We start from the raw sequence: 25,432 nt of genomic DNA, 5'->3' as shown, positions 1-25,432 counted from the left end.
CAGTAGGTTGTCACTTTCTAAATACACCCGAGCTATATAAAGCGTAAGGTGATGTCTACAACGGGCTGTTCGGTCAAGCACCTTTTTTATTTAAATTGTGTAGAAATCACTTTCTTGTTTTCCGAGAGTGACAAAAAACTTTCTAGCTAATTGCCTTCTTTTTCTTCAGCCATATTCCCAACAACCCAGCAATTGCTATTCCTCCAATACTTAATGGTTCAGGTACAGGTTTTACACTCACATTATCCAAGTATAAGAATCCATATTTATCCCAATTCCCAAATTTTAACTTTGTGGATGATGTGTCTGCTGTGAAATTGAACTTATATTGCGTATATGGTTGAAAAGAAATGTCTTCTTGATCAAAAATCTTATTTCCACCTACAAATGTCTGAAATTGATTATCAAGGTCAGGGGCCTCATCTATAGATGCTAAATAGTAACTAAGTTCGTATTTCTGACCAGGTTGTGTAGAAAGCGTCTGTGATATATAGCTTAAATCTATAAATCCACTAAGTGATAACCCCTGATTACCACTATCATGCTGAGGAAAATTGCTTATTCTTATCCCTGATATATCCATCGGATCACCAGACTTAGCCCATCCTGTAATATTAGGATTTGTAACATTAGGATTATTAGGATCTACGAGGGGGTCTAGTTCAAAGCTTCCGTTTTTAACAAGTTCTACCGCTTGTGCTCCTGCATTATAAACATTAGTAATTACAGCAGTGCTAATTAAGGTAGTAGTAAAACTAAAAACAAGAATTGAGAGTTTTTTAGTTAAAATCATGAAAATTGACTCCAAATAATTGTAAATTTTGACAATTAAAACAAGTTGATAGTTACATCTATGCTGGCTTTCAGTAGTGTCAATAAAAATGAATACTTTATTCTGGTTTATAAGAGTTAGCTATAGATGTGGATAATGATTCATACACCCAAGGCGATTTTTCTCAATAAACCCATGATGGAGTTTTTAAATCAGATGAATTCTAGTAACATTCTTGACACTATGGAGCCAGACATAGCTTAGGCTTTTACCTGTGGTTTATTCATCCTTATCATCTATCACCGGATCGTCCCAATAGTTTGTCTTTCGATGTTTAGATTTAGCTTTGACACTTACATCATCCAAATATAAAAACGCATACTTGGCTTCGGAACCAAACTTGATCTCTGTGGATGTTGCTTTGGCTTTAAAATCTAAGGTGTATTTCGTATAAGGTTGAAAAGGAGTATCCTTTTTAACAAAAACCTTCTTGCCACCTATAAAAACTTGAAATTTATTATTAAGGTCAGGTGCCTCCTCTATGGATGCGAAATAGTAAGTAAGTTGGTAGCGTCGACCAACAACTGTAGGGATAGTCTGTGATATGTAGCTAATGCCTGAAAATGAACCAAGCGATAAACCTTGGTTACCACTGTGAGGAAAGTTGCTAATTGTAATACCTGCTATAGCTACTGAATCGCCAGATTTAAGCCATCCAGTTACATTAGGATTTACACCGTTAGGATTATTAGGATCTGCCAGAGGGTCGATTTCAAATCCCCCGTTATAAATCAATTCTCGTCCTTCCGCTTGTGCTGCTGACTTATAAGTATTGGTAATCACAGCAGTATGAAGGAAGGCAGTGGTCAAACTACAAACAATAATTGAGAGTTTTTTAGTGAACTTCACAAGACATTACTCCAAATAGTTCAAAATTAACGACAACGATTTTTAATTGATTTACTTTGTGGTGATTAAGGCGCAAGAAACCCATAATTATTTTTGAAGATATTCTGGGCAGTAGTACCACTTAAGTAAGTAGAAAAACTCTGTGCTGTCGTTAAAACTTTAGTTCTGGTGAGTATACCTAGTGGATAAACAATCGGATTACTTTCTGTTGTTAGGGCAGTTTGTACCACTCTTACCTTGTTAGAAATGGCAGCATCAGTTTTGTAAACGATACCTGCGTTGATAGTTTTATTTACACCTTCAACAGTTACAGAAGCTTTATTTTCAACAGCAGTTAAAACGGCACGCACATTGTTGGCACGATATAATTTAGGGCCCAAAGTAGTGAAAATACCTCGGCTAGTGAGAACTTGTTTGGCATAATTTCCTGCTGGTACAACTGGAGGAGTACCTGTGTAGTCACCTATAGCAATGCCACTAATATTGGCATTGGTTAAACCATTGAAGCTAGTGAGAGCCGCACTACCAGCACTAACAGGGGGCGTCGTCGGAGTAATCAAAACTAGACGGTTTCTGACAATGTTTTTACTGCTACCTGCTACCAATTTACTTGGGCTTGAATTTTGCAAGACATTTATTTGATCGGTGGCGGCAGAAATGAAAATATCTGCTGGTGCTCCTGCTTGTATTTGCTTGAGCAAGGTACCAGAAGCACCAAATGTATAAACAACGTTGACACCTGGGTTAGCATTTTGGTACTGAGTCTTTATGGCATTCAGTGCGTTTGTTAAGCTGACAGCCGCATACACGTTAAGTGTGGTTGCAGATTGTGCTGGTGAGAAATTGACAAACTGCCAGCCTATTACTAGCATCATGCTGGTAACTGCCGTAGCAATCCAACCAATAAGTCTTCTTCTGTTCATAAAAGTCATAGTTTGGGGAAATTATTACCTAAAAGTCTCATTGTTGACATACCTGACTTAGGTACAGGCAACCAAAAAATCAACTACCTACACAGATGGCAGAGGTAGAGGATATAGATACAGTGTTTTGCAACTACATAAGGTACACCCCTCCTCTTAGAAGGGGGAAGGTGCGCGATAGCGGGGCTGGGCTATTGTTGTACCTCACCAAGTTGAAATTTGCTGTAAATGGGAGTTAGAGAAAGTCTATACGTAAGTCCCACGCATAATAAATTCTGCAAATAAACAGCTAATCACAATTACTACAAGCATTAGTGTGATAAACCCTTTATTATTTCCAACTAAAATTACACAAACAGCAAGTGAAATGTATTTAGTGATGAAATAATATCAGTTAAATCTGTACACTACCAACATTTTTGGTCAATAAATCCTGACAAAGAGCTATGGCAGGCATATCTAAGTTCTTATAAAGCTCGAAATTACCTATTTAGCAAAGGTTTCACTAGAAAATTCCATATAGCTCCTAAAATAGCTAAAACTTTATTTATACCAACTAAATACTTTTAAGTATCTATTAAACTAACTTTTTTGGTAAAGCAAGTGCTGTATTGATACTAATAGTGAACAGCAATCAATTATCCAGTTGTATAAAAAATATATCTTAAATAATAAACTACGCATTCCTGAGTTCCCATAACTCATCTGCCCAGACAATGTAAATATAATTCTCTACTTATATAAAAGTATAAATAACTTTTTATAGTATCAATAAGTAATTTAATTTTACATACGTCTAACGATAGATAGATTTTATTAAATAAATAGTTTAGATTTGTAACAAGTTACACAGAACTAGGTAAAAACATGGCCAATATAGTTGACACCGCCGCTAATAATGGTTCTTTCAACACACTAGTTGCAGCAATCCAAGCAGCTGGTCTGGTAGATACACTGAAAGGCCCTGGTCCATTCACTGTCTTTGCACCTACTGATGAAGCGTTTAATAAGCTTCCAGCAGGTACAGTAGACGCATTACTTCAAGATATTCCAAAGCTCACGAAAATTTTGACTTATCATGTAGTCTCAGGAAAAGTACTAGCTGCTGATGTAGTTAAGCTAAAGACAGCTACAACAGTTGAAGGTTCAGATGTAAAGATCGACGCTTCTAATGGCGTTAAGATCAATGATGCAACTGTTGCAACGGCAGATGTTGATGCTGATAACGGTGTCATCCACGTAATTGACACAGTTTTGATTCCTGCATAAGCAAAGCTCACAATAGCAAATGCTATTTGTGGTGGGGCGACTACCTATAGTCGTTTCTCGATAAAAGTCTGGTTGAATGTTTTTTAGAAAACAGCAACTACCAATAAATCCATTTAGATAATATCTAGATGGATTTGTTGTTTTATGCGTTTATAAACGTTGCAATGCAACGTCTTTAGTATTTAATCAGGTATAATCAAATTTTTAGTTTTGCCAAACCCAAATAACGGATACCTTCGGGGGAAATATCAAAACGGCAAGGTAAGACTTCTAAACCGAGAGCGATCGCATCCCGTAATAATTTACCATATAGAGGATCTGTATGATCGCCAGGGGAAAACTCAGTACAATCACTGCGATTGATAAAGTAAAGCATTACAGCACGAGTTAGAGGTAGCAGCGCCATTAGTTCTCGCAAGTGCTTTTGTCCTCTTGTAGTCTCTGTGTCGGGAAATAAAGCTAGTCTCCCATCAGACAAAGTTGTATTTTTCACTTCTAAATAAATTGGGCGTTTCTCATCACTCCCCGTTAAGAAAAAATCCACTCGACTTTTTTTATCTAGCCCATAAACCACTTCGCCCTTGATTTGACTATAATTGCCCAATTCCGGAAAAAGATGTTTTACCAAAGCTAGCTTTACCACCCGATTGGGCAAAAAAGTATTTATGCCTACCCAAGTCGGCTCGTTGTCATGTACCTGAATTAGTTCTAAAGTGTAAGCCAATTTGCGGTTAAGATTATCGCTTTTGGAAAGCTGTACAACACTTTGGGGAGTCGATACTCCAGTCATTGGCCCTGTATTTGGACAATGTGCTGTCACTATTTCGCCAGAAGTAAGTTGAACCTCAGCAAAAAACCGCTTGTAGCGTTTTAGCAGAATACCCGAATACAAAGGTGGGTAACGGTAAAGCCAATCTATCATTGTAAAACCTTGTTGCTGTTAGTTAATATACGTCGATTCCTTACCCACCTACTTCTCAACAGCAAGTCTTTTCAGCAGCTACTCTGCCCCATAACAGAAATTGAGTAACTGTATATATCATAAAATGCGATTGTTTGTAGTTAAATTGACAACATAGTAATATAAAGTAGCATATACTAAGTATTATAAACCTCCCATAAAGAAAAATCTGGGAGAATTTCAATATGCAAGGAGGTAAATCCTATGCAAAAAGTGTGGACAGCAACGGAATTAGAATATGCTTTTCTGTTTACTCTTAGAAAGGTAAATTCGATAAACCTAGAAGGTTTTAAGCCATTTTTTAGTAATATGCCTATTGACCCTTATATCAAAGGCAACTATCGTCAGAGAAGATTATCTCGGTTCACAGTTTTTGGTAATCAGTTAATCAAATTACCTCATGGCTACTTCTTTCAAAGTAAAGAGTATAACCCATTACTAGGTGACATAAAAAGAGAGTTTGCAGAATTAGATGATGCACTCATAGAACTTGATATTTTTAGAAATCTTGTCTTAGCATTTAGCGATTCTTGTAAACTTCATCCTGAAGCTGAAATTGGAGTTCATCAAATTAGAATTATTTGTTCGCCAGATAATTTTGCTAATCCAGCCCCTGAAGGTATCCATCAAGATGGTACTGATTTTATTGGCATATTTTCAGTAGATAGAGATAATATTCAAGGTGGAGAAACACATCTATATACTGCCAAAAGAGAAAAACCTGTGTTTAGCAAAGTTCTAAATCCGGGGGAACTCTTATTAATCAATGACCATGAGTTTTTTCACTTCGCCAATCCCATTAAACCACAAACTGACGCTCAAGGAAGTTTTGATGTTTTTGTACTGACTTCTCCTAGCTTACTTTCAGGATAATTCTAGTTAACTGTAAATATTTTACAATCTAAGAGATATGGGGAATTGAATACATCATTTCCCCAGTTTTTTTATTTGGAATTGAAAATAATCATCCTGATAGAGTAAGCACAGATTTTTATTGATACATTTTTGAATACACGAGAATGAAGCAAAGGCACGCTGAATACTTAAAAATATTAAGGGTAAGTGCATAGGTTAGGCTAGGAAACAAGCGTGATGGAATTCAACTAACTGAATCAACTAAACAAATGCCATGAATGACGAATTCTACAATAGAGGATTGGAAAAGGCTAGGCGAAAAGACTACGCTGGAGCAATTGAGGAATTTAACCATGCTTTACAACTGACACCTTACTTTACCGAAGCTTACTTGCAACGGGGTTTGGCACATTATGACTCAGGAGCAATCCTTAAAGCTGTTTCAGATTATACCGAAGCCCTCAAGTTGAATCCTGAGAGTCTAGAGGCATATTATTGTCGTGGATTGGCTAGGGTGGCGCTGAAAAATTTACCGGGAGCATTAGACGATGTTGAACACGCTATTCGTCTCAATCTCAACTATGCTTCTGCTTATAATCTGCGGGGAATAGTGCGGCGTAAACAAGGTTATATTCAAGATGCGATCGCTAATTTTAAAAAAGCTGCTCGGTTATATCTAGAACAACAGGATAAAGACAATTGTCGTCTGTGTCTAGAACAAATTAAACAGCTACAACCCCAAGAATTACCTGTTGTACAACAATCACGTTCTCCAAATGTGCCCATTCTATCCACAAATGAATATTTTACGCAATTATTAGAAAAGGCTGAAAAGGGAGATACGCAAGAGGCACTAGCTGATTTAAACTGGGTATTAAAAGCCGATCCCCAAGATGCCCAAGCTTACTGCTATCGTGGGGTTGTGCGTTGCAAAATGGGCAATTACCGAGAAGCGATCACAGATTTTAATCAAGCATTGCGATTAAATTTTCAAGATGCTATTGTCTATCGTAACCGAGGTAAAGCCCGTTCTATATTGGGCGATCATCAAGGAGCAATCGCAGACCTCAACCAAGCACTCCAGATGCAACCTAAAGATACCTTAGTCTATATTGCCAGAGGTAATGCTTATCGGACAATGGGTAATTATCTCGGTGCAATTCAAGATTACACCCAAGCGCTGCAAATAAATCCTAATGATGCTCAAGCTTACTACAATCGCGGCATTACCTATACTTGCATAGAAGAAATGCAAAATGCCCTAGAAGATTATCAACACGCGGTGAGTCTTTTTTGTGAACAAGAAGACTGGGGAAATTATCAACAAGTCTTAAGTAGCTTAGAAAAAATCCAAAAATTTAGTCCATCAAAAAAGCAAAAATATAACCTACTACGTCAGCGACTTTTGCGAATGGTTGGCGGATATTGGGAAATTGCTGAACGATTAATTCAGCAGAAGCAAGATTATTATCCTGGGATGTCAGACGATTGGTATTTGCAAAAAGTGATTGATGATTTAGAACGCGATCGCGGTAGATAAAAAACTCCACGCCACTTGCGGGATGGAGTTTTTGGGCATGGGGAATTGGACAATTGGCATCGGAAAGAACCTACCAATGCCCTATGTTCACTTGGCCCAAGGGAGGGGGAGAACAACCTCGTACAGCCACCTGGGGGTGGAGTTTACTGTCGTTTTCGATAAAATATTAATGCCATTACATACGTAAATTCACCCGTACACTTTTTAGAAACAACTTTTAGGATAAAGATGGAAACAGTACTATCTTCTTCCCACAAGACATAGCTTAAACGTCCGTCTTCGCCAATAAAGTGGTCTTGCTATCATGAAGCGGCTTTGTTGCTTAATAATTCCAACTTGACAAGCATTGGCTTGATTGTTAAACCTTGGATTAGCAACGTAAACAAAACGACTCCAAATACTATAGCGCTCGTTTGTTCTCGCTGCGATAGAATATTTGGCACACTTAAAGCCAAAGCAATGGATACAGAACCACGCAGTCCTCCCCACCAAATCACAGTTTGCTGTGATAGCGAAATCTTAGAGCCAGCTAACCAATTGCTCAACGCCCCTAGACCATAGATAGCGATCGCCCGTGTAACAAGCATTGCTCCCACGGTGACAGCAATCAGTCCTAAATTTTCTCCCAAATCATCCCAGTTAATCTGATCGCCGATCAAGAGAAAAACGATTGAATTGACAAAAAACGCGATAAACTCCCAAAATTGAGTCACAGTCACTCGTGTATTCGCCTGCATCCCGATCTGAGAGCCAAAATTACCTAATATCAAGCCTGTCGTCACTACCCCCATCACCCCAGATCCCCCCAGATCCTCTGTAATCACATAGGTGCCGTAGGCTGAAACTAAGGTTAATGATTGCTCCACCAAAGGTAAATCGAATCGTTGAGTGAGATAGGAAATGCCAAAACCAATTAAGCTTCCAACCCCAATTCCAATTCCCACAACGACAAAAAACTGGGTCAAAAGGCTAGTGATTCCAATGTCAGCCTTTCCTAAAGACAGTCCCACCAAAGAACTAAAAGCGACAACAGCAACACCATCATTAAATAAACTCTCTCCCTCCACTAAAACAGTTAGGCGTTTTTCCACTCCAAGTTCTCGGAACAGTGCAATGACTGAAACTGGATCGGTAGCCGAAACGCTTGCTCCTACCAACAAGGCGATCGGTAAAGACATTCCACTAATCTGGTTGAGAGCCAAAGCAACGCCAGCTACAGAAATAACTACCCCCACCAGTGCGTAGAGACAAATTGGCACCAAATTCTGCTTCAGTTGAGACCATTTAAGATTCCAAGCCGCTTCAAATAAAAGCGGGGGTAAAAAAATCGTCAGAATCAGCTCTGGTGAAAGGCTAACCAGCCGCACATTTAAGCCTGCTAAAACCAATCCCACAATTACCAGCAGCAGCGTGTAGGGGATTTGACGAAACCATTTTACGGTTTGGGATATTGTTACTACACTCAAGGAAACTGAAAGCACCAAGAGAAAATGCTTCAAATTTGTATCAATATTAACTTGGCTAGTTATTGCTTCTAAAGCCATAATCTGTAGATGCCTAAAAAAAGCGTTAAGGTGTTGGCTGAATGGATGATTTATCCAAGTTTTCTCCTGTAATTTGTTCAACTTGACTGACTTCAAAAATCAGGATAAACTTCTTATGCATAACTTTAGTGACAAATTCTTCTAAAAGTCGCACCTGTTTAGGAGTGAGAACTTTCTGAGTCCGAACACTTAAGCGGACTTCCGGTGGGTTGGTTAACCAATTAGTATCGCTTTTAACTAGAGTAACCTGCTGAAAGGTAATGGTTCGATTCAGCAAGGCTTGTTTGAGACTGGCTTCGAGTTGATTCTGGCGAACCAATCGCACAAAGCTTAGGACTAGAGGAATTAAAAGTATAGCCGTAAAAACCAAAGTCCAACCAAGGGCTTGACGGGCACGGTTGAACGAAGTGTAACCAGTGATTAAGAATACTACCATACAGGAGAGGGTGATACCGAGCAAATTGGTGAGGTAGAGCAGGGTAGCACCGAGACTGAGCGACCAATTTGTTTGAGACAGACCTAAGCCAATGACACAAACTGGTGGCATGAGAGCAACAGCAATCGCAACTCCCGCTAAACTACTAGAAAGTTTAGGTTGAACTTTGGCAAAGCCACCAATTCCTCCAGCAGCAATCGCAATTACTAGGTCTAGCAAAGTTGGTTTGGATCGGGCGAAAACTTCGCTGCCAAGTTCTGCAAGTCCTACCAAGTGACCCAGCAACGCAGATAAAACAATTGCTAATAGCGTTCCGACAGCGATCGCTGTAAAACCAAGGCGGACGAGGATAACGTCACTATCTAAAGCTCCAAATGCTAACCCCCGGATTGGTAGCATTAAAGGAGCAACGATCATTGCACCGATAATCACAGCAGCACTATTGGAAAGCAGCCCCAAAGTTGCGATCGCACACGAGCCAATAATTAACACCACATAATTAATATCTAAAGTTGATTCTGCCAACAGCCCAGAACGCAACTGTTCTATGTCTTGTGGAGCAACTCTTCTGGTGCTGAAATATCTAAAACGCTCCTGAATATTGTTGAACATAATCCCATGACCCAAAAAATTAAGAGATGATGTTGAGAGTAGCTCATCTTACAAGCATTATGAAATCGGCAGTATCAACAGCATGGGCGAAGATTCAGGGGATGGCTAACGGCCTAATCATCATGCTGCCAAACATTGTATTGGCATTCATCGTCTTCGCAATCTTTTTTTTCGTAGCGGGCTTGATCAAGTCAGCGGTTAAGCGCTTTTCCCGAAAGTATCGGCAGGCTCATAATCTGGGGCTGGTACTCGGACGTTTAACCCAGGGGACGATTATTTTAGTTGGTCTATTTGTGGCGTTATCTATTGTCATACCCTCGTTCAAGGCAGGGCAGTTAGTTCAACTGCTGGGGATCAGTGGTGTGGCCATCGGCTTCGCGTTCCGTGACATCCTTCAGAACTTTCTGGCTGGGATCTTAATTCTGTTAACTGAACCGTTTAAGATTGGCGACCAGATCGTTGTTGATAATTTCGAGGGAACTGTCGAAGACATTGAGACGCGTGCTACAACTATTAAAACCTACGACGGTCGCCGGATTGTCATTCCCAACTCGAACCTTTTTAACAAAGCAGTCACCGTCAACACTGCTTTCGACTATCGCCGTCTAGAATATGATATTGGCATCGGTTACGGTGACGATATAGATAGAGCCAAGCAACTGATTCTACAAGCAATGCACAGTGTGGAGGGAGTATTGAAGGAGCCACAGCCTGACGCGCTGGTGGTGGATCTTGCTGGCAGTAGTGTCAACATTCGTGCCCGATGGTGGATGAATCCACCTCTACGTGCAGAGACTCTCAATGTCCAAGACCAAGTTCTGACTGCAATCAAGAATAACCTGAGCGCAAATGGCATTGATCTACCCTACCCAACGCGGCAGATCCTTTTCCACGATCAAACTGAGGAGACGGACGGCGATCGCTCGCGTCAGCGTGAAGGGTGGCCTGCCGGTCAGAACTCGGCGCCACAGCCGCGTAGCATTAGTAGTTCTATTCAGAAACTAGTTCAAATGCAAGTGCCTACAGATGTCCAAGGGCATTCAAAATAGCAGTTCTGGTAGCGTTTTATTTTACTTTCTAATGGAAGAATCTTTGCCTATTACCATTTTGATCAGTGCAACAGTTGTGGCTGGGATTGCTGCTCAAGTTTTAGCTGGTTATCTTCATATTCCTAGCATTGTCTTGCTACTTTTGTTTGGGATTCTTCTGGGACGAGATGGTTTGGGTTTTTTAGTTCCATCATTGTTGGGCGTTGGTTTAGAAGTTGTGGTTTCGCTGTCAGTAGCGCTGATTTTATTTGAGGGTGGTTTAAATCTACAGCTAGGAGAGTTAAAAGAGGTTTCTAGCAGTCTTCGTAATCTTGTCACTTTGGGAGTGCTGATTACCTTAATGGGTGCCTCAATAGCTGCACACTGGCTCAGTGAATTTCCTTGGTCAATTGCTTTTCTTTACGCCTCTCTAGTCGTTGTGACAGGCCCAACAGTTATTAATCCACTCCTCAAACAAATTGGTGTAGATAAGCAAGTATCAACACTTTTAGAAGGAGAAGGGGTTTTTATCGATCCTATTGGTGCAATTTTAGCTGTGATCGTGCTTCACTTCGTCCTAAGTGGAAATGTGCAAGCGTTCATTTTAATAAAGGGTCTGGTTTTACGTTTGGGTATAGGTGGAGCTATTGGCATAAGTGGAGGGTGGTTGCTGTGTCAACTTCTCAAACAGGATGAATTTCTCTCCCAAGAGTTGAAAAATCTAGTTGTTTTAGCTAGTGTCTGGGGTTTATTTAGTTTGGCACAGGTGCTACGTGGTGAGTCTGGTTTAGTAGTTGCTGTAGTTATGGGGATAGTTTTAAGAGCTAGTAATCTGTCTTCAGAGCATTTACTGCGTCGATTTAATGAACAATTAAGCATTTTAGCTAATTCTGTTTTATTTATCTTGTTAGCAGCAGACTTATCAATTGCAAGTGTTTTCGCTTTGGGTTGGGGTAGTGTTCTGACAGTTCTAATGTTAATGCTGATAGTGCGTCCTATTGATATTTTAATATCTACCTGGAATCAAGGTTTTAAATGGCAACAGCAGTTATTTTTGTCTTGGGTTGCTCCCCGTGGAATTGTAGCTGCTTCTTTAGCTTCTTTGTTTGCAGTTTCACTTACAAAACAGGGTATAAATGGCGGTGATTCGATCAAAGCTTTGGTGTTTTTGACAATAATGATGACAGTTTTTTTGCAAGGATTGACTGCTGGTTGGGTCGCTAGTCTGCTCAATTTACGTTTAACACAAACTAATCAAGAGTATTTGCAATCCGCTAGTGATGATGTCAAGACGCAATCAGACGAAAAAATAGTCAGCCCTGCTTCCTAATAGTGGTCATGCTTGCTTAATTGAAGCGGATATTAATCTTTATCAAATTCTATTGTCAGCTAATTTTATCATTGCCTAATATACTATTTTTAAGGGCACGTAATGATTTATATAATAACTAAACAAAATATTTGGCTCGAATTGACTTTGAGAATTTTTAGTATAGGCTTACTACCTACACTAACTGCAAATTAAGCTTTCGGTGCAAAAAGATGTAATACATCGATATTCAAGAATATTTCTTAATAATGGTCAATCATTAAATATTAATACTGCGAATTATTAGTGATTTTTAATTCCTATTTAACCACCATTAGCCAGATGTTGAAAATCTTCGTATATTACATGATGAAGTGCGGAATGTGGGTTTTAATTAAGAAAGGGTAATAAGTAATTTATTTACTGTTACCCATTACCACCCTTAACTGACTACTGCTTCAGCTTTTTCCTTAACTAGCACATAAGGCTTTTCTGCACCTTGTGCCAAATATTCAGCTAGCTGACTTTCAATTTGGTCGCGCACTATTTGGCGATACTCTAGAAAATGCTCGTTATGCGCGCAAGCAGAAATGTAATGCTCAATCACTCCAGGGTTACGCTTAAGAATACTGAGTAAATAATGCCAGAATTTCCAACGGGTTTCGCGTTTAATTCCTTGTCGCCAAATCACAATTAGCAAAGCTTTCACAACTATCCACTCTGGCATTTTCGCTGGTGCTTTCCAACTTGGCAAACCCATCATTAAGAAACAGCGATAGGTACGATCTAAGTACTGTACCGGGTCGTATAAAGTACAAAATGCTTCAATATATTCTCGTGCAAGTTCTTCGAGGGGACGGGTGGGCAAGAAGTTCATCAATGTTGTTTGGTTGATGTTACCATCTTGATTTTCCCGTAATCTTCCTTCTTTTTTCAGGCGATGCCAAAGCGCGGTGTTCGGTAACGCTTGCAACATGGCAAAGGTTGTAGAGGGAATAGCTGCTTGTTCTGCAAAGCGGACAATGCGATCGCCTGCACCTGCTTTTTCGCCATCAAACCCGATAATAAACCCAGCCATTGGGCGCAATCCGGCTTTAATAATGGTTTGTACTGCCTCAACTAGGGAACTACGAGTATTTTGAAACTTCTTAGTCATTTGCAAACTATCCTCATCCGGCGTTTCGATTCCTAAAAACACCGCCGAGAAACCACACTCAACCATCAACTCCAACATTTCTTGGTCTTGTGCTAAGTCTACTGAAGCTTCAGTGTCAAACCGGAAGGGATACTTGTGTTCTGCCATCCAGACTTTTAACTCTTTTAGCAACAATTTCACATTTCGTTTGTTGCCAATAAAGTTGTCATCCACCATGAACACACCCCGCCGCCAACCCAATTCATAGAGGTAATCTAATTCTGCTAACAGTTGTGCTGGAGTTTTGGTGCGCGGTTTGCGCCCATAGAGAACAATAATGTCGCAAAATTCGCACTGGAAGGGACATCCACGCGAAAACTGCACCGACATCATGTCATAAGCATTCAATTCTAATAAATCAAAGCGAGGTATTGGTGTGCTTGTCACATCAGGTTTTTCTGTGGCGCGGAAAGTGCCAGATGTGTCTCCCCGTTTGATTGCCTCAATAAACATGGGGAGAGTGATTTCTCCTTCATCCAGAATTAGAAAATCTGCGCCAACATTTTCAACTTCATGAGGTACAGAGGTTGGGTAGGGCCCGCCAACTGCGACTAGCTTGCCACGTTTTTTTGCTTCTTGAATTTGCTCAAGTAAATCTTGTTTCTGCACAATCATCGCAGAAAAAATTACCACATCTGCCCATGCCCATTCTGCTTCTGTTGTTTTGCGGATGTTGCGATCAACCAGCTTGAATTCCCATTCTTGGGGTAAAATCGCCGCCACTGTTACTAAACCCAGAGGTGGTAACAAAACTTTGCGATCAACTAATTCCAAGATTTTTTCATAAGACCAAAAGGTTTTAGGAAATATTGGATACACTAACAAGATTCGCATCTAGTATCAATCCTCACACTTTGATTGTTATCCCACTTTAACGAAAATAAAGAACTATTGACTTTTTATTAAAGTTGTTCTATCTTAGCATTCCGGTTAATTTATACATACTCATAAAAATATTGCCTGATTTTTTCTACTGACAGGCTGTGCTTACGCAAGCTTTTGCTAATTTTTTAAATATCCTTGATTTGGTATGAGATGTTTTTATCCTAATGCTAAGAGTGTCAAATACCCTACTTCACACCTTTAACGCCACTAATTTTTAAAACATCACTCATGGTTGCACAATAATTTGGCAAGCCAAAACTATCGGGATTGATGAATTTTTCGTATGTAAAATGCCGATAGTTCATGCAAAACCGATCCCAAGCGGCCATCCGAATGTGGAACAGAACAATAATTAAATTAGCTAATGCTATAGATATGGGAATGCGAAAGTAAATCTTTTTGCCCAAATAAGCGCAAACTTGTTTCACTGCTTGATTAGCAGTTAATGGTGCTTGACCTAAAACAAGCTGATGTGATTGATTATTTTTGGCAGAATAATCGATCAAATATCGCACGACAGTAGCAATATCTCGTCCGTGGATAAAGTGAAAGCTTCCATCTGCTTCCAAAAAGCGAATCAAATTAATATATTTGGTAACTTCTGTAATACCAGATGTGACAGCAGAATAGGGTTTATTCGCATCACCACCTAATACTAAAGTCGGAAATAGTGTGGTAATTTTGGGTGCGATCGCTAATTTTTCTTTTTTCTGTAAGCAGTCATATTTGGAACGGATGTAATCTGTCCCAATTTCACCAGCTTCTTTTAATGGTTGATTGTAGCGATCCAAAACGCTAGCTGTCGAAAAGTAAATTACCTGCTGACAACGTTCTGGATCTAGGAGTTCTAGCAACTCTATAGTCTTGACGACATTAATCTCAAATGTCTCATCACCACCCCAAGCTGTAGCTGTGAGTACTGCCGTATCAATTGTGGATAGCAAATCGGCAAACTTGTGAATATTTTGCATATCACCTTGCAAAACGTTGATACCTGAACGTGCTTTGGTATCAACTTGCAGTTTAATAGGGTTCCTAACTAGTAGATACAGTTCGTGATCTGTTTCCTTAATTAAGGCTTCTGTTAAATAATGACCTATACAACCACTTGCACCAGTCACTAAAATCCGTTTCTGGCTCATAGAGAATTTATCAAAATTTAGGAGTTAAAACTAAAGAGTTAAGAATCAAGTTAAAAGTTCCGAATTGCAACTGATAACTTATCACTCTGAAAATTTTAGATTTTGAATTTTGGATTTTGGATTGAAAGGAAAATCTAAAATCTAAAATCTAAAATCTAAAATTGAATGGCTCTTAACCCTTAACTCCTGCAAGATTCAATTCCTTTGCTGTTTCAAAGAAGAAAGCAACATTTTCTTCTGGAGTTTCTGGTAAGACACCGTGACCGAGATTGAGAATGTGACCCCAATTACCAGCTTTGCGAACGGTATCAAGAATGCGATCGCGGATAAACTGTTTGGAGCCGAATAACACGCCTGGGTCAAGATTTCCTTGAACTTTGACTTGCTTACCTAATCTAGCTCGTGCGTCTGCCATATCTACAGCCCAGTCTACACTGACTATATCAGCGCCAGATTGTCCCATTCTTTCCAACACACCCGCACTACCACTAACTAGCAGAATCAAAGGTGTATCGGGGTGGGTTTGCTTGACTTGTTGGAAAACTCTCTGCTGATAGGGGAGAGCAAAGGTGTCATAATCTTGAGGACTCAATTGACCCGCCCAGGAATCGAACATTTGCACAACTTGAGCGCCAGAGTCAATTTGGTAGCGGGCATAAATAGCGATCGCATCTGCTAATTTAGCTAACAATTGATGCAAGATCGTTGGATCTGAAAATGCCATGTTTTTGATGATGGAATAGGTTTTAGAACCTTTTCCTTCCACTGCATAAGCTGCTAAAGTCCACGGCGCACCGACAAAGCCCAACACCGTTGATTTATCGCCTACTTCCGAACGCAGCGCTTGCAAAATTGTTTTGATAAATGGTAGAGCTGCTTCTGGTTCTAAAGGATGCAGACGTTCAATTTGTTCTTGAGTGCGGAGGGGTGAATGAATGATTGGCCCTTTACCTTCAGCAATATCCATCTCAATCCCCAAACCAGGTAATGGGGTGACAATATCAGAAAATAAAATTACTCCGTCTGGTTGGAAAGCTCTCCAGGGTTGCAAGGAAACTTCAATTGCTACTTCTGGAATTTCGGAGCGATCGCGAAACGAAGGATACTTTTCTCTTAAGTCTCGATATGCTTTCATATATCGTCCCGCTTGTCGCATCATCCATACAGGGGGACGATCTACTACTTCACCACGAGCAGCCCGTAAGAGATGAGGAGTCGTTGAATAAACACCCATTTATCACTTCATCCTAAGTCACAATTTTTATGCCACTGTTTAGCTTATCATTCTGGGATTACGCTTTTTCAGATTAAAAGTGTCCCTAATCCCCAGTCCCCTTATGCAAACTGACTCTAACAGTCCCGATGATGTTGCATCTGTTAATAATGAGCCTAACTCAGGAAAGTTTTTGATTCCGCGATCGCAGCGACAGAGGTTCTTTATTCAGTTTACCTTAATGACCCTGATCGGATGGGTTGTGGGTGGCGTTGCCAGTATCGCCTTAGAGAAAATTATTCTCCAAAGTCTCTTACCTAGCGCTGCTATCGAACCACAAACATGGAGTATTTTGGTCAGAAGTCTCAGTAACGTAGTATTTGCCGTGATTTTCGCCGCCGATCAGAGCCTTGTCCTTTACCGATATTTACTGGCTTGGCAGTGGCTATTTGCTACTAGCGTCGGTTGGCTGATTGCCAATGGCGTTTCTACAGCCTGGATTAACTATATTTCAACTATTGCCACATCGTTAAATGAAACTTTATCTCCTGAACAAACTTTTATTTTTGGATTTCTATCTGCAATCGCATATATAATTTCTGGTATTTGGCTGGGGCTTTGCCAATGGCTGGTATTGAGGCGATACACAACAGGCATTTGGTGGTGGAATTTTTTACCTTCAATATCTTTTTTCTTGATTACTATTTCGGTTTGGTTGCTTTTTCTTGTCCAAGATTTGATTCCAGAAGCAAACCGTAACTTTATATTGTATTGGAGTGGACAAGGATTTACAGCAATAATTTTGGGGATTATACCAGCAATTGGCTTGTGTACCTTGAAAAGAAATTCACATCACCAAAGTAGAATTTCTGGTTAATTATAATTAAGCATCGGCTTTGAAACCTAGTTTTTACAAGGCTAAGTAAAAAGTCAGCCTTATTAGATTTTATCTGGATTGTAGGGAATCCCAAATTGAATCGAGGTTTGCTTGAGCTTGTTTGAGTGCTGTTTCTGGAGACGCACCTAGCATCGTGGCTTCAATGGCTCGACCTAAACTGTCAGACAAGCGACTATAGCCAGGAATGATTGGTCGAGAACCTGATACAGACATTTGGTCAATAAAAACTTTCAAGACAGGTTTTTGCTGGAGAAATTCTTGATAAGGCTGACTTTGAGCAGATTTGAGGTTAACCGGTAAAAAACCCGTCCCTATACTCCATTCTGTTTGGAATTCTTCACTTAAAACATACTCTAAAAATTTGAGTGCGGCTTGCTCTCTTTCTGGTGTAGTCTTCATCAAATACATATTTCCAGTGGCTGTCACCGTAGCAGATTTCACATTTGCAGGTATAGAAAATGCGTTAAAGTCAACATTGGACTTCATGATATAAGTCCAAGGGCCTGTGATCTGCATTGCAACGCGACCCGCAATAAAAGCGTCTTCTTCATAACCTCGCTCTGGGGAAGAAAGGGTTGCTGAACCATCTTTTAATATATTCTGCCAAAATTTTAAAGCTGCGATCGCACCTGGATTCGTTAAATTGGGACGGTTATTGGTAACAACTTCTCCACCAGCGCTCAATAAAAAGGGAAACCAAGTAAATACAGTCCATTCTTCCTTCCCTAAAGGCAGTAAAATTCCGTACTGTTCGGGTCGATTGTCGCCATTCCGGTCTATGGTCAATTTTTTCGCAACTTCCCTCAACTCTTCCCAAGTTTTAGGAATTTGCGTAATTCCTGCAGCTTGGAAAAGTTTAGGTCGGTAAAAAATGCCTACATTACTAGTGGAGAGTGGAATTGACCAAAGATGACCGTCTAATTTTAATTCCTCCCATAAGTTAGGACTAATTTCGGACTTTAATGGAAATTTTTCCAGCCATTCTTCTAAAGGTCGAATTGCCCCTAGTTCCATAAACTGACCGGTCAATTGAGAATCGAATGATAGAATATCTGGAGGCACATTACCCACAACTGCTGTTAAGATTTTTGGCAATTGGGGTTGACCTACAAAGATAGATTCCACCTGAATATCAGTATGAGTCTGATTAAATTTATTTACTAATTTATTAAACACATCTCGATTAGCAGGAGGATTAATTGATTGCCATAAATTTAGATGAATTACCCTCTCCTTTTTCTGGACTGTCTCCTGACAACCATATAATATGAAGAATATACTCAGAATAATTACTATCAGCGAAAGCCGCCAAGCAAAATTGCCCAAGTTGTGGGAATAATTCTGAATTTTGAATTGTAAAGAGGTAACTTTCATGCCCATTTTTATAGAATTTCTGGAAGGTCTATATGTGTTGGATATTTATCAATTCACCCTTCTTAAACCACACTCCAGTGTAGTAAATTCAACGTAAATTAAATTGCTTTCCTCTCAAACGCTCAAACTTATGTAAAGCTTTTTTACAGTCATTTGGATGGCTGTAGTCATCTACCTGAATCATGCCATTTGGAACAACATTGTCAGAAAGATTATTGAAGATATCCATTGTTGATTCATACCAGTCGCCATCGGCATGTCATGTATTAAGGCAACATTACTTATCTCAAACTTATAGTCTCATTGTTGATGACTCAAAAGAAGTTAAATAGCTAAACATCCATTCTATAAGGAAATATGTTGATTTCATTTAAGTCCGTTATTTACGTTAGAAAATAATGTTTATTAAAATACATTAACGACGAAAATGTACCATAAATTATTATTTATGTCTACTCCAATGGGTGCGCTAGGTTCAGGATTGGGAGGCGGAGTAGAGTTAACCCTATCTAATATTGCTACAGAGATGCTGCGGCGAGGACATAAATTAGAAATTGTTGCACCGCAAGGGTCAATCAGCAACTCCTTACTTATTAAAGAAATTCCCGGAGAACTAATACAGATACCAGCGCAAAATCAAAATCGTAGCGATCCGATTTTCTTGCATAAAAATTCTGTTTTAGCGAATATGTGGGATTATGCTCGCCAAATGCAAGCAGATTATGATTTGATTGTGAATTTTGCTTATGATTGGCTGCCACTGTATTTAACACCATTTTTTAACTGTGCGATCGCACATCTGATCAGCATGAGTTCTTTGACAGATGCAATGGATCAAATTATTGAACAAGTAGCAATCAATTTCCCTAATACTATCGGTGTTCACAGCCAAACACAAGCAGCAACTTTCACCTTTGCAGAACGATGTATTTGTCTGTTAAATGGCATGGATTTATCTATTTATCAATTTTGTCAAAAACCAACTCAGAGCTTGGCGTGGGTAGGTAGAATAGCTCCTGAAAAAGGACTAGAAGATGCAGTAGCAGTAGCAGAAATCACCAGCATTAGACTGAAAATATTCGGGTTAAAACAGGATGTATCTTATTGGGAGAAGATTTGTCAAGAATACCCTAATGCTCCTATAGAATATATAGGATTTTTACCAACGGTTGAGCTACAAAAGGAGCTAGGTAAATGTCAAGCGCTTTTAGTAACTCCTCGTTGGATAGAAGCATTTGGAAATGTAGCAATAGAAGCGCTTGCTTGTGGAGTACCTTTAATTGCTTATCGTCGGGGTAGTTTAACAGAAATTGTCCAAGAAGGGAAAACTGGTTTTTTGGTGGAACCTGATAGTGTCCAAGGTTTAGTAGAAGCAATTAAGCATCTGGATGAAATTGACCGCCAAGCTTGTCGCCAGCAAGCAGAAACTTTATACTCTTTAAAAGCTATGGGCGATCGCACCGAAGAGTGGTTTCAAAAAATTCTGAGAAACTGATGATGAAATATTTGCAAAAAAGTTATGGCGCGATCGCTAATATTCCCGCATCCCCATCTAAAGTTACCTCTACTCCCACTGGTAAGGCTGCATTGGGACTATCATGGCCAAAAGGCAGATTAGAAACAATCGGAATACCCAAATCACCCAAGCGATCGCGTAATACTTCTTCTACACTAAAGCTAGACACATTTGGCGGCGCTTCACAGCGAGTAAAACCGCCCAAAGCAATACCGCAGACTTGAGACAAAGCACCACTCAAACGCCACTGTGTTAGCATCCTGTCAATACGATAAGGTGCTTCTGTAATATCCTCTAGCGCCAGAATTATACCATCAAGATGTGGCTGGATTGGTGTACCCAAAAGGTGAGTTGCGACTGTGAGATTACCTGGTAATAAAGCACCATTAACCACACCACCACCCCAACCGCAACCTTTGAGAGGGATGAAAGAACTACTTTCCACCCAATCAAATAATCGCTCAATTGACCAATCTGGCTCATCTACCAAAGTCGTTAGTACAGGACCGTGAACGCCGGAAATCCCTGCTGTATAAAGGCTCCATAATAAAGCTGTGATATCAGAAAAGCCTATAACCCACTTGGGAAGCACTGAGTTTGGCCAGTTCCAATTTTCTAAGATACGGGTGCTGCCAAAACCACCTCTGGCACAAAGGATACCACGACAATCAGGATCTTGCCATGCTGCTGCTAGTTGGTGACGACGGATTTCGTCTGTGCCAGCCAGATAGCCCCATTTGTCATCTATCTGGGGACTTATTTCTACTCGATAACCACGCGATCGCCAAATTTCTACACTCCGTCCAAATGCCTCAAATTCTCGCAAAGCACCACTAGGGGCAATTACTCGTAGTAAGTCTCCAGGTTTCAGGGGCGGTGGTAAGATTTTGGATGGCATGAAAAAAGTTAGGAGTTAGGGGTTAAAAATAAGAACTATACCTCAGAACTTCTATAAAATTTTGTTGAATCATTTTTGAAATTACCGAGTGTTCGTATAATTAGGGAAGAATTACACAAACCGAAAGGAAACGTTTGCAGTCAAAGGCTCTGGTAGTGGTTTTCCTTGTGCTTGGTAATCTTCAATCAAAAGTTCCAGCACTTCCTCACCATTATTGAGAGCATCTGCGTAGGTATTACCATGAGTATGTGCATAAGGGCCAAACTCAGGTAGGCTGACAATATACTTTTTATCTTCCATCGACCACTGAATTACAATACTATATTGTGGTTTCATTCCTGTTCTCCTTTGTCTTCTTCCTCTAGTTGTTTTATTTCTATGAGCGTAATGTTAAGCCCACAGAAATCCAAAAAGCAATCAGAGATAGAATTCGCTACACTTCAGGTAGGGGTGCAATTAAAAGTATGTAGGTGTAGTCCGCCGTAGGCATCGCTACTATTTGACTAACGGTTTTGAGTTTACCCCAAATATTCGCCCTCGTAATCGTCGTTTGATTTACCCACCAACTAGCGATCACTAATTCCCGTGCTAAAATCAAAAACACTCCCCAAGCCGGAATTTTTCCTAGTTCAATAAAAACCATTAGCGGCCCAAGTACCAGAAATTCTCAACCACTTGGCGATCGCTCTTCTGGAACAAACTTTGTGAACTACTAAAATTGGGCATAAAAGGCAGTGGCTTGTCTCACACGTCATATCAGATCATTAATCTTATTATTTTAAATTTTCTTTTTAGAAAATTATTAAAGATAGTGTTCCGATAATCACGGAACACTATTTTTAAGACAGAAATAAAGCTCAAACCTAGACACGGAAAGGAAAATACACCGAAGGCTCAAAAATGCCCCAAACCTAGAAGATATATCAATAAACTAGGTAAAACTATGTCAAATTTTTTCTGTATATACGTTTGATGGTTTTTTCGGGCTACTTTTTGTCTAAGTTCCCTTATTTTATGATGAAATTGTTTAATATTTCTGGAATAGTAGCGTGAATATTTGTAGTAATACGCGAAAAGCTACAGAGTTAAAATCATGAACACAGCTACTTTGCAATGGGCAATCACCTTCCAGTGGAACGATGTTAGTACTGGCTTCAAAACTCAGCAAATTTCTAAACAACAAGTATCTAAGCATAGCCATGCTATCATTATTGGTCGTGACCATGTCATGTGCGACCTAGTTATAAATGACAGTAATATATCAAGGGAACACGTTAAAATATCCTGTGAGGAAAAGGCAAAAATATTTTTTATTAAACTTTTACCAAATACTAAATTAATTCCTAAAATAGATGGTCAAGAATTAACTTTTGATAAAGAATTACCATTAAAATTAAATAGTAATATTGTGTTAGGAACGAAAAAAATCGAAATTCTTGATATTCAATTTTATGAACTTGAATCGACAAACTATTCAGGTTTAGCCTCTGTAAGTGCAAATTCAACTAAGATAAAGACTAATGCTTCTAGTCCAGTTTCTACCAATAAAAATCCAATTCCAGTCACTCCCAACACTTCAAATGCAGACGACAAAAGTAAATCTTGGCAAGATAAAACGATAATAGCGGCAATAGTAGCAGCAACAGCAACAATATTAGCAGCAGGGGTAGGTGCAGCAGTTACGTGGTATACAAGTAAAACTACTCAGGAAACAGATAAATACAAAGCTGAACTACAGGCAAATGTTGATCAAAAAAAGTTCCAGACACAGTTTGACGCTGACGAGAAAAAAAAATATTTAGATAGATTATTAGCACATAGAGACAAAGTTTTGTCTTTAAAAAAAAGTAGTTTCAATGCATACCGGAAGCTAAAGTTAATAAATAAGTGTTCTGTAGCTTTAAACATTGCAGCAACCTATAATGCATTAGATGATGTATTAGAGACTGAAGGTTGGGTTGTCATTGAACCAGGCGGAGACGTATCTCCTGGTTATTTTACAAATTATTCAGCGATACATTTACATGCTGTAGCTCATAAAGAAAATAAGAAAATTATCTGGGCAGGAGACAGAATACATTTAGTAAAAAGGTTTGTTGTAGAAAGAGACTTTACTTATATTGAAGACCCTTTTTTTAACAATAGCGAAAAATCAGAGGAAGTCAATTTTTACAAACTTAAGTTTGATCATCCTGGAGATAGCAATGCTTATACAACTAAAACTTTTACTTGTAATGGAGACAGTTTACAGCTAAATTAATAACATTAGGAATATATTGATACCAAGTTCCCCAAAAGTGATACAATATGGTATGTAACATCCTGCGAGATTACATGGATGCTTATAGACACAATTCTCCGTAAACGCTACAAAATCGTAGAGCAATTGGCAAGTGGTGGATTTGGCGACACTTATTTAGCTCAGGACTTAGATTTACCTAGCAAACCTAAATGTGTCGTTAAACACCTAAGACCTAAGAACTTCAAGCCAGAAGTGTTGGCGATCGCTAGACGATTATTCGAGAGTGAAGCAGAAGTTTTATACCGCTTAAGTAAGTTTAGCAACCAAATACCTAAACTATTCGCTCATTTTGAGGAAAATGGTGAATTTTATTTAGTGCAAGAATTTGTAGACGGGCATGATTTAGCAGCAGAAATTATTCCTGGTTATCGATGGAGTGAAGGCAAAGTTGTTCAACTATTGCAACAGATTCTAGAAGTTTTGTCTGTGGTTCATCAACAGAATATTATCCACCGTGATCTCAAACCTCAAAACTTGATGCGTCGCCTTGAGGATGGTAAAATTGTACTGATTGACTTTGGAGCAGTTAAAGAAATTAAAGGTTTGGCGGCAAATTCTCAAGGTCAAGTTATTTCAACTATTGCTATTGGCTCTAATGGCTATATGCCAAATGAACAAGCTAGTTCTAGACCAAAACTATGTAGTGATATCTATGCAGTGGGAGTGATTGCTATTCAAACTTTGACAGGCAAATTACCTAAAGACTTCCAAGAAGACCCCAGCAATGGAGAAATAATTTGGCGAAACGAGGTAAATGTTAGCAATAAATTGGCTGATGTTATAACCAAAATGGTACGTTACAACTTTAGCCAGCGATACCAAACAGCAAACGAGGCTTTGCAAGCACTGAGTTCTATATCTCCAGCATTATCCAAGTCAACAACGTCGTCGTGGAAATTACCATCTCGTAGAAAAGTTTTAGTTGCAACTGGAGTAGGAGCAGGAATACTTGTAATGCTTGTGTCAGCTTTTTTTATTCTATTACGTACCAAAACCACCGAAAACTTTACTCAACTACCTTGTGATAGGGATCTATCCTTATTATCTTTACCACCATTACCAGATCAACCAGATAAAAAGTTTGAAAATGGTATTAATTTTTATGGCTCTTTCGATCAGAATAATAAATTATCTGGCAAAGGAATTTTACTCTTTAAAGATGGTAGTAGATATGACGGAGAATTCAAAAACGATAAGCGCAATGGTTGTGGAAGATTTTCATTTCCGATTCAAACTAGCTCACATCAGTATTATATAGGTCAGTACGTAAACGATCAGCGTAACGGTCTAGGAAGATTAAGATGGAAAAATGGTGATGAGTATAGAGGAAATTTCAAAAATGGAAAATGTAATGGATATGGAGTATTTCAATTTGTTAATGGCTCTTTTAAGAGTGGAGTTTGGGAGAAAGGTTATTTATTAAAAGATAAAAATATATCATGTAATTAAAAATAAATATAAATATATCTTGTAGCTTATAGTATTTTAAAATATTTAGATATCATTTTTATGATAAACTAACCGCTAAACATCAAAGCTCAAGGAATAAGGAAAAATGAATCAAAATTCATCTAAAAAATCAAACTTTCTATCTAAGGCAGTTTCTTTACTCTTTATTACTTCTTATTTCAGCTTCGCTATTCTGCCACAAATAGGACTGGGGCAACCTACAGAGCCACCAACACCTTCTTCGGGGGATACCATACAACAAAATAATACAGAGCAACCAACACCTTCTTCACAGGAAGGTACAACGCCAACTAATCAAAATACTCCAGATACCACAACGCCAACTAATCAAAATACTCCAGATACCACAACTCCAACTAATCAAAATACTCCAGATACCAC

The 25,432-nt window shown here is 39.1% G+C and carries 20 protein-coding genes and 4 pseudogenes; 10 read left to right on the top strand and 14 right to left on the bottom strand.

Features of this window, described 5'->3' with window-relative positions; translation table 11 throughout:
* Positions 1-142: 142 nt before the first annotated feature.
* From V7L20_RS25250 to modA, 3 genes are all read right to left on the bottom strand, one after another.
* Positions 143-793 carry a DUF642 domain-containing protein gene (locus tag V7L20_RS25250; protein ID WP_334746707.1) on the bottom strand — a complete coding sequence of 217 codons (651 nt, stop codon included), beginning with the start codon at positions 791-793 and terminating at the stop codon, positions 143-145.
* A gap of 258 nt (positions 794-1,051) precedes the next feature.
* Entirely contained in the window at positions 1,052-1,681 is a 630-nt protein-coding gene (locus V7L20_RS25245; protein WP_334746706.1) for a hypothetical protein, read from the bottom strand.
* A gap of 65 nt (positions 1,682-1,746) precedes the next feature.
* The gene (gene modA / locus V7L20_RS25240; RefSeq protein ID WP_334746705.1) at positions 1,747-2,604 is read right to left on the bottom strand and encodes a molybdate ABC transporter substrate-binding protein; all 858 of its coding nucleotides are present in this window, start codon (positions 2,602-2,604) and stop codon (positions 1,747-1,749) included.
* An 867-nt stretch (positions 2,605-3,471) separates the two neighbouring features.
* Between modA and V7L20_RS25235 the strand changes: the two genes are divergently transcribed.
* Positions 3,472-3,873 carry a fasciclin domain-containing protein gene (locus V7L20_RS25235; protein WP_334746704.1) on the top strand — a complete coding sequence of 134 codons (402 nt, stop codon included), beginning with the start codon at positions 3,472-3,474 and terminating at the stop codon, positions 3,871-3,873.
* A 196-nt stretch (positions 3,874-4,069) separates the two neighbouring features.
* Here V7L20_RS25235 and sfsA read toward each other — a convergent pair whose 3' ends face one another.
* Complete coding sequence (gene sfsA / locus V7L20_RS25230; protein ID WP_334746703.1) at positions 4,070-4,795, bottom strand: DNA/RNA nuclease SfsA; 726 nt, start codon at positions 4,793-4,795, stop codon at positions 4,070-4,072.
* Positions 4,796-5,038: 243 nt separating this feature from the next.
* On the opposite strand from sfsA, the gene V7L20_RS25225 reads away from it, so the two are divergent.
* Together V7L20_RS25225 and V7L20_RS25220 are read left to right on the top strand one after the other, a co-directional pair.
* The gene (locus V7L20_RS25225; protein WP_334746702.1) at positions 5,039-5,707 is read left to right on the top strand and encodes a 2OG-Fe dioxygenase family protein; all 669 of its coding nucleotides are present in this window, start codon (positions 5,039-5,041) and stop codon (positions 5,705-5,707) included.
* Between the two features lie 256 nt (positions 5,708-5,963).
* A complete protein-coding gene (locus V7L20_RS25220; protein WP_334746701.1) occupies positions 5,964-7,229 on the top strand; it encodes a tetratricopeptide repeat protein in 1,266 nt (421 codons plus the stop codon).
* A gap of 314 nt (positions 7,230-7,543) precedes the next feature.
* Here V7L20_RS25220 and V7L20_RS25215 read toward each other — a convergent pair.
* Together V7L20_RS25215 and V7L20_RS25210 are read right to left on the bottom strand one after the other, a co-directional pair.
* Positions 7,544-8,773, bottom strand: a pseudogene (locus tag V7L20_RS25215) (cation:proton antiporter); the annotation flags it as partial.
* Positions 8,774-8,798: 25 nt separating this feature from the next.
* Positions 8,799-9,821, bottom strand: a complete 1,023-nt coding sequence (locus V7L20_RS25210) for a DUF389 domain-containing protein (protein WP_334746700.1) — start codon at positions 9,819-9,821, stop codon at positions 8,799-8,801.
* Between the two features lie 59 nt (positions 9,822-9,880).
* Between V7L20_RS25210 and V7L20_RS25205 the strand changes: the two genes are divergently transcribed.
* Positions 9,881-10,870: a mechanosensitive ion channel family protein gene (locus V7L20_RS25205; protein WP_334746699.1), complete on the top strand. Its 990-nt coding sequence runs from the start codon at positions 9,881-9,883 to the stop codon at positions 10,868-10,870.
* 31 nt (positions 10,871-10,901) lie between these two features.
* Positions 10,902-12,086: pseudogene (locus V7L20_RS25200) on the top strand (cation:proton antiporter); the annotation flags it as partial.
* Positions 12,087-12,600: 514 nt separating this feature from the next.
* Here the strand turns inward: V7L20_RS25200 and V7L20_RS25195 are convergent.
* The 3 genes from V7L20_RS25195 to hemE form a co-directional block, all read right to left on the bottom strand.
* Positions 12,601-14,187, bottom strand: a complete 1,587-nt coding sequence (locus V7L20_RS25195; RefSeq protein WP_334746698.1) for a B12-binding domain-containing radical SAM protein — start codon at positions 14,185-14,187, stop codon at positions 12,601-12,603.
* A 236-nt stretch (positions 14,188-14,423) separates the two neighbouring features.
* On the bottom strand, positions 14,424-15,380 hold the full coding sequence (locus tag V7L20_RS25190) for an NAD-dependent epimerase/dehydratase family protein (protein WP_334746697.1): 957 nt from the start codon (positions 15,378-15,380) through the stop codon (positions 14,424-14,426).
* A 172-nt stretch (positions 15,381-15,552) separates the two neighbouring features.
* Positions 15,553-16,614, bottom strand: coding sequence for a uroporphyrinogen decarboxylase (gene hemE / locus V7L20_RS25185; protein ID WP_334746696.1), 1,062 nt, complete (start codon positions 16,612-16,614; stop codon positions 15,553-15,555).
* Between the two features lie 103 nt (positions 16,615-16,717).
* Here hemE and V7L20_RS25180 point away from each other — a divergent pair, with 103 nt between their 5' ends.
* Positions 16,718-17,470, top strand: a complete 753-nt coding sequence (locus V7L20_RS25180; protein WP_334746695.1) for a hypothetical protein — start codon at positions 16,718-16,720, stop codon at positions 17,468-17,470.
* A 69-nt stretch (positions 17,471-17,539) separates the two neighbouring features.
* On the opposite strand, the gene V7L20_RS25175 is transcribed toward V7L20_RS25180, so the two are convergent.
* Both V7L20_RS25175 and V7L20_RS32845 read right to left on the bottom strand, forming a co-directional pair.
* Positions 17,540-18,871 (bottom strand): ABC transporter substrate-binding protein, encoded by a 1,332-nt coding sequence (locus V7L20_RS25175; protein WP_442943629.1) that lies wholly within the window; start codon positions 18,869-18,871, stop codon positions 17,540-17,542.
* Positions 18,872-18,953: 82 nt separating this feature from the next.
* Positions 18,954-19,094: a hypothetical protein gene (locus V7L20_RS32845; protein ID WP_442943628.1), complete on the bottom strand. Its 141-nt coding sequence runs from the start codon at positions 19,092-19,094 to the stop codon at positions 18,954-18,956.
* A 219-nt stretch (positions 19,095-19,313) separates the two neighbouring features.
* Here V7L20_RS32845 and V7L20_RS25170 point away from each other — a divergent pair, with 219 nt between their 5' ends.
* Positions 19,314-20,360, top strand: a complete 1,047-nt coding sequence (locus V7L20_RS25170) for a glycosyltransferase family 4 protein (RefSeq protein WP_334746693.1) — start codon at positions 19,314-19,316, stop codon at positions 20,358-20,360.
* 22 nt (positions 20,361-20,382) lie between these two features.
* On the opposite strand, the gene V7L20_RS25165 is transcribed toward V7L20_RS25170, so the two are convergent.
* The 3 genes and pseudogenes from V7L20_RS25165 to V7L20_RS25155 all read right to left on the bottom strand — a co-directional run.
* Positions 20,383-21,279, bottom strand: coding sequence for a S66 peptidase family protein (locus V7L20_RS25165; RefSeq protein WP_334746692.1), 897 nt, complete (start codon positions 21,277-21,279; stop codon positions 20,383-20,385).
* A 111-nt stretch (positions 21,280-21,390) separates the two neighbouring features.
* Positions 21,391-21,615, bottom strand: a complete 225-nt coding sequence (locus tag V7L20_RS25160) for a type II toxin-antitoxin system HicB family antitoxin (RefSeq protein ID WP_229490177.1) — start codon at positions 21,613-21,615, stop codon at positions 21,391-21,393.
* Positions 21,616-21,715: 100 nt separating this feature from the next.
* Positions 21,716-21,946, bottom strand: a pseudogene (locus V7L20_RS25155) (CDP-alcohol phosphatidyltransferase family protein); the annotation flags it as partial.
* Between the two features lie 426 nt (positions 21,947-22,372).
* Here V7L20_RS25155 and V7L20_RS25150 point away from each other — a divergent pair.
* From V7L20_RS25150 to V7L20_RS25140, 3 genes and pseudogenes are all read left to right on the top strand, one after another.
* Positions 22,373-23,539, top strand: a complete 1,167-nt coding sequence (locus tag V7L20_RS25150; RefSeq protein WP_334746691.1) for an FHA domain-containing protein — start codon at positions 22,373-22,375, stop codon at positions 23,537-23,539.
* Positions 23,540-23,617: 78 nt separating this feature from the next.
* Positions 23,618-25,030: a protein kinase domain-containing protein gene (locus V7L20_RS25145; RefSeq protein WP_334746690.1), complete on the top strand. Its 1,413-nt coding sequence runs from the start codon at positions 23,618-23,620 to the stop codon at positions 25,028-25,030.
* 106 nt (positions 25,031-25,136) lie between these two features.
* Positions 25,137-25,432 (top strand): annotated as a pseudogene (locus V7L20_RS25140) (hypothetical protein); the annotation flags it as partial.

Origin of the sequence: Nostoc sp. (assembly GCF_036916735.1) — a bacterium.
GTDB lineage: Bacteria > Cyanobacteriota > Cyanobacteriia > Cyanobacteriales > Nostocaceae > Nostoc.
This window is presented reverse-complemented; position numbering and strand designations above follow the sequence as displayed.